Annotated in this window: 14 protein-coding genes; 2 read left to right on the forward strand and 12 right to left on the reverse strand. The window is 55.1% G+C overall.

Going from position 1 to position 19,876, the window contains the following annotated elements; translation table 11 throughout:
• Positions 1-317: 317 nt before the first annotated feature.
• Positions 318-1,427 carry an SDR family oxidoreductase gene (locus tag QMG44_RS18705; RefSeq protein ID WP_086532159.1) on the forward strand — a complete coding sequence of 370 codons (1,110 nt, stop codon included), beginning with the start codon at positions 318-320 and terminating at the stop codon, positions 1,425-1,427.
• Positions 1,428-1,479: 52 nt separating this feature from the next.
• Here QMG44_RS18705 and eno read toward each other — a convergent pair whose 3' ends face one another.
• The 5 genes from eno to rlmD form a co-directional block, all read right to left on the reverse strand.
• Complete coding sequence (gene eno / locus QMG44_RS18710) at positions 1,480-2,778, reverse strand: phosphopyruvate hydratase (RefSeq protein ID WP_232937739.1); 1,299 nt, start codon at positions 2,776-2,778, stop codon at positions 1,480-1,482.
• An 82-nt stretch (positions 2,779-2,860) separates the two neighbouring features.
• A complete protein-coding gene (gene pyrG, locus QMG44_RS18715; protein ID WP_014171412.1) occupies positions 2,861-4,498 on the reverse strand; it encodes a glutamine hydrolyzing CTP synthase in 1,638 nt (545 codons plus the stop codon).
• 223 nt (positions 4,499-4,721) lie between these two features.
• Positions 4,722-5,513, reverse strand: coding sequence for a nucleoside triphosphate pyrophosphohydrolase (mazG, locus tag QMG44_RS18720; protein ID WP_020883805.1), 792 nt, complete (start codon positions 5,511-5,513; stop codon positions 4,722-4,724).
• Positions 5,514-5,582: 69 nt separating this feature from the next.
• The gene (gene relA / locus QMG44_RS18725) at positions 5,583-7,814 is read right to left on the reverse strand and encodes a GTP diphosphokinase (protein WP_014171414.1); all 2,232 of its coding nucleotides are present in this window, start codon (positions 7,812-7,814) and stop codon (positions 5,583-5,585) included.
• 51 nt (positions 7,815-7,865) lie between these two features.
• Entirely contained in the window at positions 7,866-9,164 is a 1,299-nt protein-coding gene (gene rlmD / locus QMG44_RS18730; protein ID WP_086532158.1) for a 23S rRNA (uracil(1939)-C(5))-methyltransferase RlmD, read from the reverse strand.
• Positions 9,165-9,221: 57 nt separating this feature from the next.
• Between rlmD and barA the strand changes: the two genes are divergently transcribed.
• Positions 9,222-11,981, forward strand: a complete 2,760-nt coding sequence (gene barA / locus QMG44_RS18735; RefSeq protein ID WP_032678874.1) for a two-component sensor histidine kinase BarA — start codon at positions 9,222-9,224, stop codon at positions 11,979-11,981.
• Positions 11,982-12,027: 46 nt separating this feature from the next.
• Here the strand turns inward: barA and QMG44_RS18740 are convergent, their stop codons facing one another.
• The 7 genes from QMG44_RS18740 to QMG44_RS18770 form a co-directional block, all read right to left on the reverse strand.
• Entirely contained in the window at positions 12,028-13,173 is a 1,146-nt protein-coding gene (locus QMG44_RS18740) for a glycerate kinase (RefSeq protein WP_025203356.1), read from the reverse strand.
• 77 nt (positions 13,174-13,250) lie between these two features.
• Entirely contained in the window at positions 13,251-14,588 is a 1,338-nt protein-coding gene (gudD, locus tag QMG44_RS18745) for a glucarate dehydratase (protein WP_059306448.1), read from the reverse strand.
• Positions 14,589-14,603: 15 nt separating this feature from the next.
• A complete protein-coding gene (locus QMG44_RS18750) occupies positions 14,604-15,944 on the reverse strand; it encodes an enolase C-terminal domain-like protein (protein ID WP_025203355.1) in 1,341 nt (446 codons plus the stop codon).
• Positions 15,944-17,299: an MFS transporter gene (locus tag QMG44_RS18755; RefSeq protein WP_020883799.1), complete on the reverse strand. Its 1,356-nt coding sequence runs from the start codon at positions 17,297-17,299 to the stop codon at positions 15,944-15,946. Before QMG44_RS18755 ends, QMG44_RS18750 begins: the two co-directional genes overlap by 1 nt.
• Positions 17,300-17,671: 372 nt before the next feature.
• Entirely contained in the window at positions 17,672-18,121 is a 450-nt protein-coding gene (locus QMG44_RS18760; RefSeq protein WP_014171421.1) for a flavodoxin, read from the reverse strand.
• A gap of 15 nt (positions 18,122-18,136) precedes the next feature.
• Positions 18,137-18,922, reverse strand: a complete 786-nt coding sequence (gene truC / locus QMG44_RS18765; RefSeq protein ID WP_063214011.1) for a tRNA pseudouridine(65) synthase TruC — start codon at positions 18,920-18,922, stop codon at positions 18,137-18,139.
• Positions 18,919-19,248 carry a YqcC family protein gene (locus tag QMG44_RS18770; protein WP_032678877.1) on the reverse strand — a complete coding sequence of 110 codons (330 nt, stop codon included), beginning with the start codon at positions 19,246-19,248 and terminating at the stop codon, positions 18,919-18,921. Before QMG44_RS18770 ends, truC begins: the two co-directional genes overlap by 4 nt.
• Positions 19,249-19,876: the final 628 nt, after the last annotated feature.

The raw sequence follows: 19,876 nt of genomic DNA on the forward strand, positions 1-19,876 counted from the left end.
ATTTTGAGTGTTCTTAAGCATCCGTTAAATTATTTACCGCATCAATGAATGATGTTACAAAGTATTTTTATAATTACATTTTGACTTAATATCATCACGATACAGGAAGCGAATTTATAATATATAAATCAGCAAGTTAAAATAAATATCTTTATAAATTGAATTTTCTTCCCTCCTGCAATGTCCAATCTCATCCCCTGAATTCCTTACCTTAAAATAAGCTTAAGAAACGGTAAGGCTGGCCATTTTTTTATTTAAACGCCGTTTACTTTCGCCCGCCTACAATCCGCCTCATCAATCATAATGAGACGGTATCAATGAAAACCTTACTGATTACAGGCGTGACCGGATTTCTGGGTGGTGCAGTACTTGAAAAAATCCTGACCGGCGAAAGCGCCGTAAATTTACTTCTGCTTGCGCGCGCCAGTGACCCGCAAGGTGGGCTGGCGCGAGTGCAGGAGAATATGCGTAAGTTCAACGTGCCTGAGCATGCACTGGCCTCGCTGAGCGTGGAGAATATCCTCATTGGCGATCTCAGCCAGCCGGAAGCCTTCCTGAACGATCCGCGCCTTGAACAGGTGACGCATGTCGTTAACTGCGCGGCCGTCGCGTCATTTGGCAACAATCCGCTTATCTGGAAGGTGAACGTCGAGGGAACCCTGGCGCTGGCGCGCCGCATGGAACGGGTGTCGACCCTACAGCGCTTCCTGCACGTTGGCACGGCGATGTCCTGCACGCCGGAGCAGGATTCGCTGGTCGCCGAAAGTGCAGAATTCAGAGAGAACGCCGAGCATCTGGTGGAATATACCTATTCGAAATCCACCATTGAACAGCTGATGCGCCAGCACTGTCCTGATCTGCCGCTGCTCATCGCCCGCCCGTCTATCGTCGTCGGCCATACCCGTCACGGCTGCACGCCTTCAAGCAGTATTTTCTGGGTCTTTAGCATGGGGTTAATGCTGCAAAAATTCATGTGTTCGATGGAAGACAAAATCGATGTCGTTCCGGTGGACTATTGTGCCGACGCGCTGTTAATGCTGCTTACCAGTGATGCACGTTCAGGGGAAGTGATACATATTTCTGCCGGGGAAGAGAACAGCGTTCGCTTTGCTGATATTGATAAGGCAATGGCGCAGGCGCTGGAGAAAGCCCCTGTCGGAGATCGATACGCTCAGGTGAGTTACGAAACGCTGGTCAGAATGCGCCGCGAACTGAAGGATATTTTTGGGCCGTGCAACGAGCGCCTGATGCTGAAAGCAATGCGTTTATACGGTGCTTTTGCCACACTCAACGTGCGCTTCAGCAATGATAAGCTGCTTAGCATGGGCATGCCTAAGCCACCCCGCTTTACGGACTATATTGCCCGCTGCGTGCAAACCACTCAGGGGCTGACCATTCCGGAACAAATGGCGGTCGATTTTAAATAGCCAAAAAAAATGCCAGTCTTGCGACTGGCATTTTCATTTTAAGGCTTAGCGATTATGCCTGGCCTTTGATCTCTTTACGACCGTTGTATAGTGCTTTTTCGCCCAGTGCTTCTTCGATACGAATCAGCTGGTTGTATTTAGCAACACGGTCAGAACGGCTCATAGAACCGGTCTTGATCTGGCCAGCCGCGGTACCAACAGCCAGGTCAGCGATGGTAGCGTCTTCAGTTTCGCCAGAACGGTGAGAGATAACAGCGGTGTAGCCAGCGTCTTTCGCCATTTTGATCGCAGCCAGCGTTTCGGTCAGAGAACCGATCTGGTTGAATTTGATCAGGATGGAGTTAACGATGCCTTTCTCGATGCCTTCTTTCAGGATCTTGGTGTTGGTTACGAACAGGTCGTCACCCACCAGCTGGATTTTGTCGCCCAGTACTTTAGTCTGGTATGCGAAGCCATCCCAGTCAGACTCGTCCAGACCGTCTTCGATAGAAACGATTGGGTACTGTTTGGTCAGGTCTTCCAGGAAGTGAGTGAACTCTTCAGAGGTGAACGCTTTGTTGCCTTCGCCAGCCAGAACGTATTTACCGTCTTTGTAGAATTCAGACGCTGCACAGTCCATCGCCAGAGTGATGTCTTTGCCCAGCTCGTAGCCTGCTGCTTTAACCGCTTCAGCGATAACAGCCAGTGCTTCTGCGTTAGAACCCAGGTTTGGCGCATAGCCACCTTCGTCACCAACAGCCGTGTTCATACCTTTAGCTTTCAGAACTTTAGCCAGGTTGTGGAACACTTCAGAACCCATACGTACTGCTTCTTTCAGGGATTTCGCGCCAACTGGCTGAATCATAAATTCCTGAATATCAACGTTGTTGTCTGCGTGCTCACCACCGTTGATGATGTTCATCATCGGTACAGGCATGGAGTATTTGCCTGGAGTGCCGTTCAGTTCAGCGATGTGTTCGAACAGTGGCATACCTTTAGCAGCCGCTGCAGCTTTGGCGTTCGCCAGGGAAACGGCCAGGATTGCGTTAGCACCGAAGTTAGATTTGTTTTCAGTACCGTCCAGATCGATCATGATCTTGTCGATGCCAGCCTGGTCTTTAGCGTCTTTGCCAATGATTGCCTGAGCAATAGGGCCGTTTACGGCGCCAACAGCTTTCAGTACGCCTTTGCCCATGAAACGGGATTTGTCGCCATCGCGCAGTTCCAGCGCTTCGCGGGAACCAGTAGAAGCACCTGACGGAGCAGCTGCCATACCGACGAAACCACCTTCCAGGTGAACTTCGGCTTCAACGGTCGGGTTACCACGGGAGTCGATGATTTCACGACCGATGACTTTAACGATTTTGGACATTAGATTTTCCTCAGTACAAGTTAAACTAAAACTCCAGACAAACAACGCGTACCAGGGGTACGCGTTGCCGTTCTAACTTTTTTTACTTCGCCTGACGCTTCTGGTAATCGCTGGCGGCTTTCACAAAGCCTGCAAACAGCGGATGCCCGTCACGTGGCGTTGAAGTAAATTCCGGGTGGAACTGGCAGGCGACAAACCACGGATGGTTTGGCACTTCGATGATCTCGACTAACTGATCATCCCCGGAGCGGCCCGCAACACGCAGACCCGCAGCTTCAATTTGTTTCAACAACATGTTGTTGACTTCATAGCGGTGACGATGACGTTCGGTGATAACCGGCTCGCCATACAGCTTGCGAACGACGCTATCGTCGGACAGCTGGCAGGCCTGTGCGCCAAGACGCATCGTGCCACCCAGGTCGCTCTTCTCGGTACGGACTTCGACGTTACCTTCTTCGTCGCGCCATTCAGTGATAAGCGCCACGACAGGGTACTTACAGTCTGGCACAAATTCCGTAGAGTTCGCGTTTTCCATTCCCGCTACGTTGCGCGCAAATTCGATCAGCGCAACCTGCATACCCAGGCAGATACCGAGGTATGGAATATTGTTTTCACGCGCATAGCGTGCGGTGGCGATCTTGCCTTCTACACCACGGTAGCCGAAGCCGCCAGGGATAAGGATCGCATCCAGATCTTTCAGAATTTCAACGCCACGCGTTTCAACATCCTGCGAATCAATCAGCTTGATGTTAACGGAGACGCGGTTCTTCAGACCACCGTGTTTCAGCGCTTCGATAACTGACTTATAGGCATCTGGCAGTTCAATGTACTTGCCAACCATGCCGATAGTCACTTCGCCAGCCGGATTCGCTTCTTCGTAAATAACCTGTTCCCATTCAGACAGGTTAGCTTCCGGACAGTTCAAGCTGAATCGTTTACAAATATAATCGTCCAGGCCCTGTGATTTCAACAGGCCCGGGATTTTATAAATGGAATCGACATCTTTCATTGAAATAACGGCTTTTTCCGGCACGTTACAGAACAATGCAATTTTCGCGCGTTCGTTCGCCGGAACCGCGCGATCGGAACGGCAAACCAGGATATCTGGCTGAATACCGATGGAGAGCAACTCTTTAACGGAGTGCTGAGTAGGTTTGGTTTTCACTTCACCTGCGGCTGCCATATAAGGCACCAGCGTCAGGTGCATGAACAGCGCGTTTTCACGGCCAATATCAACCGCCAGCTGACGAATCGCTTCCAGGAATGGCAGGGATTCGATATCACCCACGGTACCGCCGATTTCAACCAGCACCACGTCGTGGCCTTCGCCGCCCGCAATAATGCGTTCTTTGATAGCGTTAGTGATGTGTGGGATAACCTGAACGGTAGCACCAAGATAATCACCACGGCGCTCTTTACGCAGAACGTCGGAGTAGATGCGGCCTGTCGTGAAGTTGTTACGACGGGTCATTTTAGTGCGGATGAAACGCTCGTAATGGCCAAGATCCAGATCGGTTTCAGCGCCGTCTTCAGTAACGAACACTTCCCCGTGTTGGATTGGACTCATGGTACCCGGATCAACGTTGATGTACGGATCCAGTTTCATCATGGTCACATTGAGGCCACGGGCTTCAAGAATGGCTGCGAGGGAGGCTGCGGCAATGCCTTTACCCAGAGAGGATACGACCCCGCCGGTCACAAAAATATAGTTCGTTGTCATGCTGAACCTGAGAAGTTAGGGTGAAACGATGGAATAACCAGGACGGGAAAGTAGTATACCCGAACACGGCGAGCGCCACAAACTTTCATTCTCCGTCTCCTGTCCAGCCAATGACAAACATAAGGAGTGAGAAAATAGCCCCTTTTGGGTAAATGTTTTTGACGCAAATCAAGCGCTTGTCATTTAAAAAATCACACAAATTGCGCTTGATCGCAAAATTTCGTTAGAGATCAGTTTCCTGGCGTTTTACTTCTTGCCAGACTTCTTCCATCGCATCGAGGTCAATTCCGCTCATTTCCAGGCCACGCGAGGCCACAATCCGCTCAACTTCGCGAAAGCGTCGTTCGAACTTAATGTTGGCTTTTTGCAGGGCGGTTTCCGCTTTTACACCCAGATGGCGAGAAAGGTTGACGGTCGCGAACAGCAAATCGCCCATCTCTTCTTCAAGCTTTGCTTCATCTACCACGGCCTGTTGCGCTTCGTGCATCACTTCGTCGATCTCTTCATGCACTTTTTCCAGCACCGGGCCAAGAGACGTCCAGTCAAAGCCAACCGCGGAGCAGCGTTTCTGAATTTTATGCGCCCGCATCAGCGCAGGCAGGTTCAGGGGAATGTCATCCAGTGCCGAGTGCTGGGATTTCTCCGCGCGCTCGGCGCTTTTAATCTGTTCCCAGCGCGCCAGCACTTCCGCGCTATCACCTGCGGTGGCATCGCTAAAGATATGCGGATGACGGCGTTCCAGTTTGTCGCTGATGGCAGCGCAGATGTCCTCGAAGTTAAAACGCCCCTCTTCCTGCGCCATTTGCGCATAGAACACCACCTGGAACAGCAGGTCACCCAGCTCACCACGCAGGTCGTCAAAATCCTCGCGTGAAATGGCGTCCAGCACTTCATAGGTCTCTTCGAGGGTGTACGGGGCGATGGTGGCGAAAGTCTGCTCTTTGTCCCACGGGCAGCCGTTTTCCGGATCGCGCAGGCGTTTCATGATGCCAAGCAGGCGGTCGATTTGGGTCATAATTCTGTCCTGATTAAAAATAAATGCCGGGTAAAGGCTACGCCTTACCCGGCTTACAGAAAGGTGGGCTTACCCGCCGTGCAGACGACGTGCGTCAATCACATCCGGGACCTGGTTCAGTTTGCCAAGCACGCGGCCCAGCACCTGCAGGTTGTAGATTTCGATGGTCATATCGATGGTGGCAAGCTGCTCGCGCGTATCGCTGCGGCTGGCCACGCCCAGCACGTTAACCTTCTCGTTCGCGAGAATGGTCGTAATATCACGCAGCAGGCCGCTGCGGTCGTTTGCGGTGACGCGAACCACCAGCGAGTACCCCGCCGAGTAGCTCTCGCCCCAGACCGCTTCCACAATACGTTCCGGTGCATGCGACTGCAGCTCGGCAAGCTGGTCGCAGTCTGAACGGTGAATGGAAATCCCGCGTCCCTGAGTGATAAAGCCAACGATATCATCACCCGGGATTGGCTGGCAGCAGCGGGCAATGTGATGCATCAGATTACCCACCCCTTCCACCACAACGCGGCCATTGTCTTTGCTGCGCTGCTGTGGCGCATAGGTTTTCTGCTGCAGCTGCTTCAGCGCCGCCGCATCCTGCTCCGCCGCGCTTGGCTTGTTGAACTGCGCCTGCAGGAAGTTCACCATCTGATTAAGACGGATATCACCGCCGCCAATCGCCGCCAGCAGTTCATCCAGCTCGTTGAAGTTGTAGCGCGGCAGCAGGAATTTCTCGGCCTCTTTCAGGCTTATGCCGATATGTTCCAGCTCGTCGTCGAGGATCTGGCGACCGGCAAGAATGTTCTTGTCACGATCCTGCTTACGGAACCAGGCGTGAATTTTTGAGCGCCCGCGGCTGGTGGTGACATAACCCAGGTTCGGGTTAAGCCAGTCACGGCTCGGGTTAGGCTGCTTCTGCGTGATGATTTCAATCTGGTCGCCCATCTGCAGCTGATAGGTAAACGGTACGATACGTCCGCCGATTTTCGCCCCGATGCAGCGGTGCCCCACATCACTGTGGATGTGATAGGCAAAGTCCAACGGCGTGGAGCCTGCTGGCAGGTCGACCACGTCACCTTTCGGCGTAAAGACGTAGACCCGGTCGTCAAAGACCTGGCTTCGCACTTCATCCAGCATTTCGCCGGAATCCGCCATCTCTTCCTGCCACGCAATCAGCTTACGCAGCCAGGCAATGCGGTCTTCATGACCAGAGCGCACGCCACCTGACGTCCCCTCTTTGTATTTCCAGTGCGCCGCGACGCCAAGCTCAGCGTCCTCGTGCATCTGTTTGGTACGAATTTGAATCTCGACCGTTTTGCCGCCAGGCCCCAGCACCACGGTATGAATAGACTGATAGCCGTTAGGTTTCGGGTTCGCGACATAGTCATCGAATTCATCCGGAAGATGGCGGAAGTGAGTATGTACTATCCCTAACGCGGCGTAGCAATCCTGCAGACGCTCCGCAACGATGCGCACGGCGCGCACGTCAAACAGCTCATCAAAGGCGAGATGTTTCTTCTGCATTTTGCGCCAGATGCTGTAGATGTGCTTGGGTCGACCATAGACTTCAGCCCGCACATTCTCTTCTTTCATCGACTGGCGCAATCCGCTGACGAACTCCTCAATATAGTGCTCGCGGTCAATGCGGCGCTCGTGCAGGAGTTTTGCAATCCGCTTATATTCTGCCGGGTGCAGGTAACGGAAGCAGTAATCCTCCAGCTCCCATTTCAGTTGACCAATCCCTAAGCGGTTCGCCAGCGGTGCATAGATGTTCGTACACTCTTTCGCGGCCAGTACGCGCTCGTCTTCCGGCGCATCTTTTACTTCGCGCAGGTGGGCAACGCGTTCAGCGAGCTTGATGACCACGCAGCGGAAATCGTCCACCATGGCCAGCAGCATCCGGCGAACGTTATCAACTTGCTCCGAGGAGACGGAATCGGTATGTGCGGCTTTGAGCTGGCGGATTGCCGCCATATCCCGTACGCCGTGGATCAACGCCACGACGGATTGCCCGACGCTGTCGCGCAGCACGTCTTCAGTGACGACATCCGCATCGGCAAGAGGGAACAAAAGCGCGGCCTGCAGCGTTTCGATATCCATGTTGAGCATGGATAAGATTTCAACCATCTCCACGCCGCGCCACAATAACAGTTCGGCGTCAGGATGCCCCAGAGTGGTGCGCTGACAGTAGGCCCAGGTTTCGGTTAAGCGTTCACACGACTGCTGGCTGGAAATCCCCAGACTTGCTATCCATTTTTGTGGGTCAAACTCCCCAGCTTTATTAAGATGTGCACTTCTTACCGCAACCATTGTCCTCTCCTTTAGGGACCAGGGCCTGTCGAAGTCGACAAGCCAAACTAATTAGATGTGCTCAAACAACACCATCGATTCCAGATGCCCAGTGTGCGGGAACATGTCCAGCATTGCCAGACGCTGAATCTGGTAACCCGCACGGATTAATGCCTCACTGTCTCGGGCAAGCGTTGCCGGGTTACAGGAAACATAGACCACGCGCCTGGGCGCGAGTTTAATTATATGTTGCATTACACCCGGTGCACCTGCGCGCGCCGGGTCGAGAAGAATTTTGTCAAACCCCTGCGTCGCCCACGGCTGCGGTGTCACATCTTCCTCAAGATTTTGGTGAAAGAATGTCACATTTTGCAAGCCGTTCTGTCGTGCGTTCTCCTGCCCTTTAGCCACCAGCGCCTCAACGCCTTCGACACCCACAACGCTTGCCGCCTGCCGGGCCAAAGGCAGCGTGAAATTGCCCATTCCGCAGAACAGGTCAAGTACCCGATCGCTCTTCTGCACATCCAGCCATATCAGCGCTTTCTCAATCATTTGCTGATTGACGCCATCATTTACCTGAATGAAATCGCGCGGGCTGAACGTTAAGCGTAGCCCGTTTGACGCATACCAGGGCGCTTCGCCTGTCAGTTGCTCAAGTATCTCGCTTTGGGGGGCAAGGAAAAGCGCCAGCTCGTGGGAATGCGAAAAGCGTTCCAGTTTTTCGCGATCTTTTGTCGACAGCGGCGCGGTGTGGCGCAGCACAATCAGCGGGCCATTGTTGGCCATGACCAGTTCGACGTGCCCGAGGTGACGAACGCCGTCCAGTCCGCAGAGGCAGGCGTGCACGTCAGGAAGCAATGCTTCAAGACGGGGCACCAAAATGGGGCACTGCCTGATATCGACGATATCGCTGGAGCTGGCTTTGCGAAACCCCATCTCCAGCCGCTCAGTTTTTGGCTGATAGCTCAGGCTCAAACGCGCGCGACGACGATAGCCCCAGGGCTGGTCGGCGATGATCTCGTTGACGTCGTGCTTAAGCAGGCGGGCCAGGGCGCTGCTTTTACTTTTTTGCTGTAATTCTGTGCTGACATGCTGTTGCTGGCAGCCACCGCAGACGCCAAAATGCGGACAGCGAGGCTTCACGCGGTCCGGGCTATCGTTATGACGCTGCTTAACCTGCCCGCGTGCAAACTGGCGTTTATCTTCCGTCAGCGTAATTTCTGCTCGTTCTGTTGGCAGTAAACCTGTTATAAACAGTGTCTTACCATTATGACGCGCAACCCCCTGGCCAAAGGGATCGAGGTCAGTGGCTTCAACAGTTATGATCTGACGCGTCGTCACGCGTCGCTTTGCAGAGTAGAATTGCGCCATCGCCGAGATTTTTCTCACATAAACATAATTATCCTAATTGTCCCATAACGGAACGCCATGACCAACTACAGCCTGCGCGCGCGCATGATGATTTTGATCCTCGCCCCCACCGTTCTCATCGGTTTGCTGCTGAGTATCTTTTTTGTGGTGCACCGCTATAACGATTTGCAGCGGCAACTGGAAGATGCCGGTGCCAGCATTATCGAACCGCTGGCCGTCTCCAGTGAGTATGGGATGAATCTGCAAAACCGCGAATCGATAGGTCAGTTAATCAGCGTGCTGCACCGCCGTCATTCGGATATCGTGCGTGCCATCTCCGTTTACGACGAGCATAACCGCCTCTTTGTCACCTCGAATTTTCATCTGGATCCAGCGGCCCTGAAAATTCCTGACGGTACGCCCTTCCCGCGCCACCTCACCGTGCTGCGACGCGGCGATATCATGATCCTGCGCACCCCGATTATTTCGGAAAGCTATTCACCCGATGAATCCGCCCAATCTGACGCCAAATCCAGCGACAATATGCTCGGATATGTGGCGCTGGAGCTGGATCTCAAGTCGGTGCGTCTGCAGCAGTACAAAGAAATTTTCATCTCCGGCGTTATGATGCTGTTCTGTATCGGGATTGCACTTATCTTCGGCTGGCGCCTGATGCGTGACGTGACGGGGCCCATTCGCAACATGGTTAACACCGTCGACCGCATTCGCCGGGGCCAGCTCGACAGCCGGGTGGAAGGGTTTATGCTGGGCGAGCTCGATATGCTCAAAAACGGCATTAACTCGATGGCGATGTCGCTGGCAGCGTATCACGAAGAGATGCAGCACAACGTCGACCAGGCGACCTCTGACCTGCGCGAAACCCTGGAGCAGATGGAGATTCAGAACGTTGAGCTGGATCTGGCGAAAAAACGCGCGCAGGAAGCCGCACGTATCAAATCCGAGTTCCTCGCGAATATGTCCCACGAGCTGCGTACGCCGCTCAATGGCGTGATTGGCTTTACCCGTCTGACGCTAAAAAGCGAGCTGAACCCAACCCAGCGCGATCATCTGCACACCATTGAGCGCTCGGCCAACAACCTGCTGGCGATCATCAACGACGTGCTGGACTTCTCCAAGCTGGAAGCCGGCAAGCTGATCCTGGAGAGCATCCCGTTCCCGCTGCGCAGCACGCTCGATGAAGTGGTGACGCTGCTCGCACACTCGTCGCACGATAAAGGCCTGGAGCTGACGCTCAACATTAAAAATGACGTGCCGGATAACGTCATTGGCGACCCGCTGCGCCTGCAGCAGGTGATTACAAACCTTGTCGGTAACGCCATCAAATTCACCGAAAGCGGCAACATTGATATTCTGGTGGAAAAGCGCTCCATCAGTAATAACAAGGTTCAGATTGAAGTTCAGATCCGCGATACCGGCATCGGTATTCCGGAGCGGGATCAGTCCCGTCTGTTCCAGGCGTTTCGTCAGGCCGATGCGAGTATTTCCAGACGCCATGGCGGCACGGGGCTGGGTCTGGTTATCACACAGAAACTGGTTAAGGAGATGGGGGGAGATATCTCTTTCCACAGCCAGCCAAACCGGGGCTCCACGTTCTGGTTCCATATCAATCTGGACCTTAACCCGAACGTGCTGACCGACGGTCCGGTAACCAATTGCCTGAAAGGAATGCGCCTTGCCTACGTTGAGCCGAACGCCGCAGCGGCGCAGTGTACGCTTGATATCTTAAGCACCACGCCGCTGGAGGTGATCTACAGTCCTACCTTCTCAGCGCTTGCCGTGGAGCATTACGACATCCTGCTGTTGGGGGTCCCGGTCACCTTTACCGGCGAGCTCACCATGCAACAGGAACGGCTGGCGAAAGCCGCATCGATGACCGACTACCTGCTGCTGGCCCTGCCGTGTCATGCCCAGATCAATGCAGAAGAGTTAAAAAATGACGGGGCCGCCGCCTGCCTGCTTAAGCCACTTACCGCGACCCGCCTGCTGCCAGCACTGACGGAATACTGCCGTCTGAGCCAGCACGCCCTGCCGCTGATTGACGATGAACAAAAATTGCCGATGAGCGTAATGGCGGTGGATGATAATCCGGCCAACCTGAAGCTGATTGGCGTGTTGCTTGAAGATCAAGTTCAGCACGTAGAGCTGTGTACCAGCGGTGCGCAGGCGGTTGAGCATGCGAAACAGATGCAGTTCGATTTAATTCTGATGGATATTCAGATGCCCGGCATGGATGGTATTCGTGCCTGCGAGCTGATCCGTCAGCTCCCGCATCAGCAGCAAACGCCGGTGATTGCGGTCACCGCCCACGCGATGGCCGGTCAGAAAGAGAAGCTGCTGAGCGCCGGAATGAATGATTATCTGGCCAAACCTATCGACGAAGAGAAGCTGCATAGCCTGCTGTTACGCTATAAGCCGGGGCATATCGGCGGAACGTACACGGTATCGTCCGAACCGGTGGAAATCAGCGTCAATCAAAACGCCACTTTTGACTGGCAGCTTGCGCTGCGCCAGGCGGCGGGTAAGCCTGATTTGGCCCGCGATATGCTGCAAATGCTGGTCGCGTTTCTGCCAGAAATTCGTAATAAGGTCGAAGAGCAGCTGGTGGGTGAAAACCCGGAAGATCTGCTGGAAGCCATTCATAAGCTGCACGGTAGCTGCGGCTACAGCGGTGTGCCGCGGCTGAAGAATCTCTGCCAGCTGCTGGAGCAACAGCTTCGCGCGGGCACGCCGGAAACAGATCTTGAACCGGAATTTCTGGAGCTGCTGGACGAGATGGATAATGTGACGCGGGAAGCCATGAAGGTGTTAGGTAACTAGCGTTGCCCTCTCCCGTCGGGAGAGGGCAAACAGGATTGCCCGCCGTTCAGAGCCTGAACGCCTGCCCCACTTTCAGCACTGCAGCGATATTGCGTGCGGCCATCCGCACATTGTCGCTGGCATTTTCCAGCGCGTCCTCCAGCGAACAGATGGTATAAATCACGCTGAATACCGCGTCGATGCCGTGATTATGTACCACCCCGACATCCGCCGTCAGGCTACCCGCAATACCGATGACCGGTTTATTAAAGCGTTTAGCCACCTTCGCGACGCCCACCGGCACTTTCCCGTGGATCGTCTGGCTGTCAATGCGCCCTTCTCCCGTAATCACCAGATCGGCGTTAGCCACCTGCTCTGCCAGATGCAGCGCATCGGTGACAATCTCAATCCCCTGACGAAGCTGCGCACCGCAGAAAGCGTAGAGTGCCGCCCCCATCCCACCCGCCGCACCGCCGCCAGCAAGGTTGATGACGTCGATATCCAGATCCCGGGCAATGACCTGCGCGTAATGCGCCAGGGCGTTATCCAGGGTCACAATCATCTCCGGCGTGGCGCCTTTTTGCGGGCCAAAGACCGCGGATGCCCCTTCGTCGCCGGTGAGCGGATTAGTGACGTCACAGGCGACTTCAATCCGGCACTCCGCCAGACGGTTATCCAGCCCGCTCAGGTCGATACGGGCCAGTTTTGCCAGTTCGCCGCCCCCCTGTCCAAGGGGCTGCTCGTTGGTATCCAGCAGCTTTACCCCCAGCGCCTGCACCATGCCGGCACCGCCGTCATTGGTGGCACTGCCGCCAATACCAATAATAATATGCTTAACGCCCGCATCCAGCGCGTGCCGGATAAGCTCGCCGGTCCCCCAGGAGGTGGTAAGAAGGGGATTGCGTTGCGAAGGCGCGACCAGCTCCAGACCGCTTGCCGCCGCCATTTCAATAAACGCGCTCTGTTCGTCACCCGAGATGCCATAGAACCCGTCCACAGGCTCACCCAGCGGGCCTGAGACAGAGGCATGGACAATGCGCCCCTGCGTCGCCGCCACCATAGCTTCTACGGTACCTTCTCCACCATCGGCGACCGGCAATTTCACAAAGTCAGCTGCGGGGAAAATCTCGCGAAAACCCTGCTCAATCGCGGTGGCTACCTCAAGGGCACTCAGGCTTTCCTTATACGAATCCGGTGCGATAACAATCTTCATAAGCCATCCTTACGCATAGTCATTACGTTAAGCATACACCACGTAAACGACCGCTCATGGGAGCGGTCCCAATGCGTTTATCGTACCATGCACGGACGTTTATTGTCGAATTTCCAGTCAGGTATCAAATATTGCATGGCCATCGCATCGTCGCGTGCCCCCAGACCATGTTTTTGATACAGCTCGTGGGCTTTCATCACCTGATCCATATCCAGCTCAATGCCCAGACCCGGCGTGGTTGGCACCTGCACCATGCCTCCTTTGATCTCAAACGGCTCTCTGGTCAGACGCTGATTACCTTCCTGCCAGATCCAGTGGGTATCGATAGCGGTGATCGTGCCCGGTGCAGCAGCGGCCACGTGGGTGAACATCGCCAGCGAGACATCAAAGTGGTTATTGGAGTGCGAGCCCCAGGTCAGGCCAAATTCATGGCACATCTGTGCCACACGCACCGACCCCTGCATCGTCCAGAAGTGGGGGTCTGCCAGCGGAATATCGACAGACTGTAACGACAGGGTGTGCCCCATCTGACGCCAGTCGGTGGCAATCATATTGGTCGCGGTGGGTAAACCGGTGGCGCGACGGAATTCCGCCATCACTTCACGGCCCGAGAAGCCCTGCTCAGCCCCGCACGGATCTTCCGCGTACGCCAGCACGCCTTTCAGTTGTTTACCAATGCGGATAGCTTCATCCAGAGACCAGGCACCGTTTGGGTCTAGCGTGACGCGCGCCTGCGGGAAACGTTTTGCCAGTGCGGTAATGGCTTCCGCCTCCTGTTCACCCGCAAGCACGCCGCCCTTCAGTTTGAAATCGTTGAAGCCATATTTTTCGTACGCGGCTTCCGCCAGGCGCACCACCGCATCCGGGGTCATCGCTTCTTCGTGGCGGAGTCGGTACCAGTCACATTTTTCATCCGCCTGGTTCTGGTACGGCAGCGGCGTCAGCGTGCGGTCGCCAACGAAGAACAGATAGCCCAGCATTTCCACTTCACTGCGCTGCTGGCCTTCGCCCAGCAGCGACGCAACGTTAACGCCCAGGTGTTGGCCCAGCAGATCCAGCATCGCGGCTTCGATACCGGTGACCACGTGAATGGTGGTTCGCAGGTCGAAGGTTTGCAGACCACGACCGCCGGCATCACGGTCAGCGAAGGTGCTTCGCACGGTATTGAGGATATTTTTATATTCGCCCAGCGTTTTTCCCACCACCAGCGGAGCGGCCTCTTCCAGCGTTTTGCGGATCTTCTCACCACCGGGGATTTCACCCACGCCGGTATGCCCGGAGTTATCGTTGATAATGACAATATTACGGGTGAAAAACGGCGCATGCGCTCCGCTCAGGTTCATCAACATGCTGTCATGGCCGGCGACCGGAATGATCTGCATGGAAGTGACTACAGGGGTAGTAAAAGTACTCATCGTTCAATCCTTTTATCAGTGACGTCCAAAAACAGGGCGCTTACGATCAAATGTCCAGCCGGGGATCAGGTACTGCATCGGCCCCGCGTCGTTACGCGCGCCGCCTGGCAGTTTTTTATACGCCTCATGCGCGTGATGAACCTGATCCCAGTCAAGCTCAACGCCCAGCCCCGGTGCATCTGGTACGGCAATCTTGCCATTTTTGATTACCAGCGGTTCTTTCGTCAGGCGGGCTTCTCCCTCCTGCCAAATCCAGTGGGTATCAATGGCGGTCGGGTTGCCCGGAGCCGCCGCGCCAACGTGCGTAAACATCGCCAGCGAAATGTCGAAATGGTTGTTGGAGTGACAACCCCAGGTCAGTCCCCAGTCGTCGCAGAGCTGTGCGACGCGAACGGCACCTGAGAGTGTCCAGAAATGCGGGTCCGCCAGCGGAATATCGACCGCGTTCAGCATCACCGCGTGGCCCATTTCACGCCAGTTGGTGGCGATCATATTGGTGGCCACCGGCAGACCGGTGGCACGCCGGAATTCCGCCATCACTTCACGACCGGAGAAGCCCTGCTCGGCCCCGCACGGGTCCTCCGCGTAGGTCAACACGTCGTCCAGCCCTTTGCATAAGGCAATGGCCTCATCCAGCAGCCATGCACCGTTCGGATCCACCGTGATGCGCGCATCCGGGAAGCGTTTTTTGAGCGCGCGGGCAGTTTCAATCTCCTGCTCGCCGGGCAATACGCCGCCTTTCAGCTTGAAATCTTTAAATCCGTAGCGATCCTGCGCGGCTTCCGCCAGCCGAACCACCGCCTCACCGGAAAGCGCCTCCTGGTGACGCAGGTGATACCACTCGTGGTCGCCAGGGGAATGCGCCAGATAAGGCAGGTCGGTTTTGTTGCGATCGCCAACGTAAAACAGATAACCGAGCACCGTCACCGCGTCGCGCTGTTTTCCTGGCCCCAGCAGTTCGCAGACCGGGACCTTCAGCGCCTTACCCAGTAAATCAAGCAGCGCAGCCTCTAGCGCGGCGACAGCGTTGACGCGCAGTTCGAACGTCCAGGCGCCTTTACCGAACGTGTCAAAGTCTGCCGACTGATTGCCCTTATGCACCCGCTGCACCACGTTATTGAGGCGAGCGACCTCCTTCCCGACGACCAGCGGAATGGCGTCTACCAGCGTCTGGTGGATAACCTCGCCACCCGGCGCTTCCCCAACGCCGGTGTGGCCCGCGGAGTCCGTCAGCACCACGATATTACGGGTAAACCAGGCGTTATGTGCGCCACCGATGTTGAGCAGCATACTGTCCTGTCCGGCCACCGGTATGACCTTCATGTCGGTAATCACCGGGCTTGATTGAGTCGTCATCAGCCGCGCTCCACTACAGGTTTAAGTTCCACGCGCTTGATATCACCCACCAGAACCAGGTAGCTCAGGACCGCCACCAGCGCGTGTACGCCAACGTAAATCAGCGCGCCGTTGAAGGAGCCGGTAGTTCCCACGATGTAGCCGATGGCAATGGGGGTCACAATCCCGGAGATGTTGCCAAACATGTTGAACAGTCCACCGCTCAGGCCGCTGATCTCTTTCGGTGCGGTATCCGCCATGACCGCCCAGCCGAGGGCACCGATCCCTTTACCGAAGAAGGCCATCGCCATAAAGCCAATAATCATCCACTCAGCGCTGACGTAGTTACAGAACACCATGGTCATGGAGAGCAGCATGCCGAGCACAATCGGCGTTTTACGCGCGATATTCAAAGAGCCTGTACGACGCATCAGCCAGTCGGAAATCACGCCCCCCAGCACACCCCCTACAAAACCGCAGATAGCCGGGACTGACGCCACAAAGCCCGCTTTCAGGATCGACATCCCGCGCGCCTGCACCAGGTAAACCGGGAACCAGGTGATGAAGAAGTAAGTTAAGGCGTTAATGCAATACTGGCCCAGATAGATGCCGATCATCATGCGCGAGCCGACGAGCTGTTTGATCTGCGCCCATTTCTGGCTGAACGGCACTTTTGCTTTTGCCGATTTCTGATCCATGTTGATCAGCGCCCCGCCTTCAGCAATGTATTCCAGCTCTTTTTTATTCACGCCGGGATGCTGGTTCGGTTCGTGGATCACTTTCAGCCAGACGAAGCTAATGATGATCCCAAGCCCACCCATAAAGAAGAAGACATGTGACCAGCCCACTTCATGCGTCAGCCAGCCCATAATCGGTGCAAAGATCACCGTAGCAAAGTATTGCGCAGAGTTAAAAATTGCCACCGCCGTTCCCCTCTCCTGCGCCGGGAACCACGCCGCCACAATACGGCTGTTACCGGGGAAGGAAGGTGCTTCGGCTAAGCCCACCAGGAAGCGCAGGGTGAAGAGCGCAACGATGATGCCAAATCCGTTGAACACATCGACGAAGCCCTGCAACAGGGTAAATGCCGACCAGATGAAGATGGACCAGAAATAGACGCGTTTGGAGCCAAAACGATCAAGCAGCCAGCCGCCAGGAATTTGGCCGATAACGTAGGCCCATGAAAATGCGGAGAAAACGTAGCCCATGCCAACCGGATCAAGACCGATGTCTTTTGCCATTTCAGAACCGGCAATCGACAGCGTGGCACGGTCACCATAGTTAAAGGATGTGACGATAAACAGCATCACCACTATCCAGTAGCGCGCATTTGTGCGCTTCTCAGCGCTGCTCGCCGCGTGGCTTAATGTACTCATTGTTGCACTCCTGAATCCAGGCTCTCGCCAGTTCATTCTGTACAGCACCGGTAGGGTAACCAGAATGAGGGTTAGTATTTGGCAGTTTTGGTACGGCTTGATGCCGTTTTATAGTGCGCACTGCCTTTTTGATGACTGACCGGAAAAGTATAGGGAGAAGTGCCTCTGTCCCTCACCGTGCATGAACACAACATTGAGGGGTCAATGAGAAGTTGTTTGGGGCATAAGCCCAAAGCAGTGGAAGGTAGTTCACGGAATTCGCCGGAAGGCGGGAGAAAAGCAAAACGGTAACCGACGTTACCGTTTTGTGTTTGCGCTCGCGCCACGTGGGCACGGGGGCCCGGGTATGCGAAGGGCTGCCCGGCCAGAGCGTTATTTAAGCAGCGTTGCCCAGTGTTCAACCCACGGGTTCGATTCACTCTCTGGCTCAGGGTGTTCACCGGCATCAATCAGCAGCATCTCACCGACGCGTTGCGCGCTCTGTTCCTGCAAAAGCGCATCGAACTGCTTACCACCGCCGCAGAAATTGGCGTAAGAACTGTCGCCCAGAGCAATGATGCCGTAGTGAACATCCGGCTGATAGCCAAGCTGATCCTTGATTGCCTGGAAAAGCGGCACGATGCTGTCCGGCAGATCGCCCTGCCCGGTAGTGGAGGTAACCACCAGAATGTATTTATCTTTGTACTTTTCCCAGTCTGCCAGTTCCGGGTCTTCATAGACCGTGGCTTTATGGCCCTGACCTGCGAGTATCGCCTCAGCCTCTTCTGCTACCAGCAGCGAGTTGCCGTACATTGTGCCGACAAAAATGCCCACTTCAGCCATGATGTATTTCCTTGATTATTGCGCGTGCTGTTCATCCTGAACGTTGCCCGATACAAACTCAACCCTTTCATTTTCGGGGAGTTGCCCCAGCCAGCCAAACTGTGACAGGGCATGCATCCAGACGTTGTCCAGCCCCGCATGGAGAGTCAGCGGTTCGCCGGTAAACGGGTGCGTCAGGCTCAGTTCACTGGCATGCAGCATCAGACGGTCGCAGCCAAAATGTTCGGCAGCACTGCGGTTCTGGCGCAAATCGCCGTGCTTGCTGTCACCAATAATCGGATGACGCAGATGTTTCAGGTGACGGCGGAGCTGGTGTTTGCGCCCGGTTTTGGGCAACAGCTCAACCAGACTGTAGCGGGTGGTCGGAAACTTGCTGGTTGCCACCGGCATTTCCGTGGTCGCCATGCCGCGGTAATCCGTCACGGCGGGCTGCGGGCCTTTGTCATCGCGGGCAAATTTATCGGCAATTTTGTCCAGCTCTTCCACCAGCGGATAATCGAGCGTGGCGCTCTCCGTCAGCCAGCCACGAACGATCGCGTGGTAGCGTTTCTGGATCTGGTGCTGTTCAAACTGCTGCGACAGCAGGCGGCCCGCTTCGCTGGAAAGCCCCATCAGCAACACACCGGAGGTTGGCCTGTCGAGACGATGAGCCGTAAAGACGTGCTGACCAATCTGGTCGCGCACGGTTTGCATCACCACCACTTTTTCATCGCGGTCCAGCCAGCTTCGGTGCACCAGCCAGCCAGACGGTTTGTTTACCGCGACCAGCCACTCATCCTGATAGAGGATCTCAAGCGTCATGCATCTTCACCGGCAAACACGGCATCCAGCTTTTCCAGCTCAATCAGCATGACATCGCGCGCAGGGTGGGTCGCGTCCAGCGCCATTTCATAGTAAGGCGCAACAGCGAACGCCTGCGGCAGCGGGTGGCCACCGTCGAGCAGCGCGTGCATACGCGGAATTAATACCCACTGGAGCCATTCGAACGGTGCCAGCGTATCCAGACAGAACGGCTGAGTGCTTGCGAAGGCTTCTGGCTGCGGCGCGGTCTCCTGCCACAGCTGATGTTGGCGCAATAATGCCTCGATGGCGTGCAACCGGGCACGAACGCTATCGTGTTGCGTCATAGTAACCTCAACTGAAAAAGTGAACGGCGCGCAGCATAGCATTGCAGGAGACAGAAATAAAAAAAGGGAGCACTGTAAAAACAGTGCTCCCGGTTCGTTCCGCAGCAATCCAGCTACAATTCGTGCTCCCTGCTCATCCGTGACAACTTTTCCTGAAGCCCGAAGGCCTGGTCATCCTTCACCTTATGCATCCTGCTCACATCGTCCTGATGTGTTTGTTTCATCCTGAAACGTCCTGGCCATCCTGACCCACCGACCATCCTGACCGGCTCTCATTCTCCCTTCCTGGAGGTGTCCCTTACGCATCCTGCGCGATCCTTTTGCTTCATCCTGAAGCCTTCCTGCAGCGTCATCCTGACGTGTTCCTGGTGAGAAACGCCATCATCCTGATGTTCGTTTCTCGTGTCGGCATCCTGTCGACACAACTAGAATCCGCTATTCTGCTTCGTCTTACAACCCATGCTGGCAGCGCTGTAAGCCGTCCCGTGCCCCCCTGGACGCGGCGATATCTCATTAACGTATTGAAAAATAGAGTAATGTTAATCTTAATTAAATAAGGCAATACTGAATGATCCAGCGATCTCTCACAACTCTGTAAGAGATCTCTCACACGCGCGATGGCATCGTG

Source organism: Enterobacter sp. 200527-13 (assembly GCF_027924865.1).
In the GTDB taxonomy this organism is placed as follows: domain Bacteria; phylum Pseudomonadota; class Gammaproteobacteria; order Enterobacterales; family Enterobacteriaceae; genus Enterobacter; species Enterobacter ludwigii.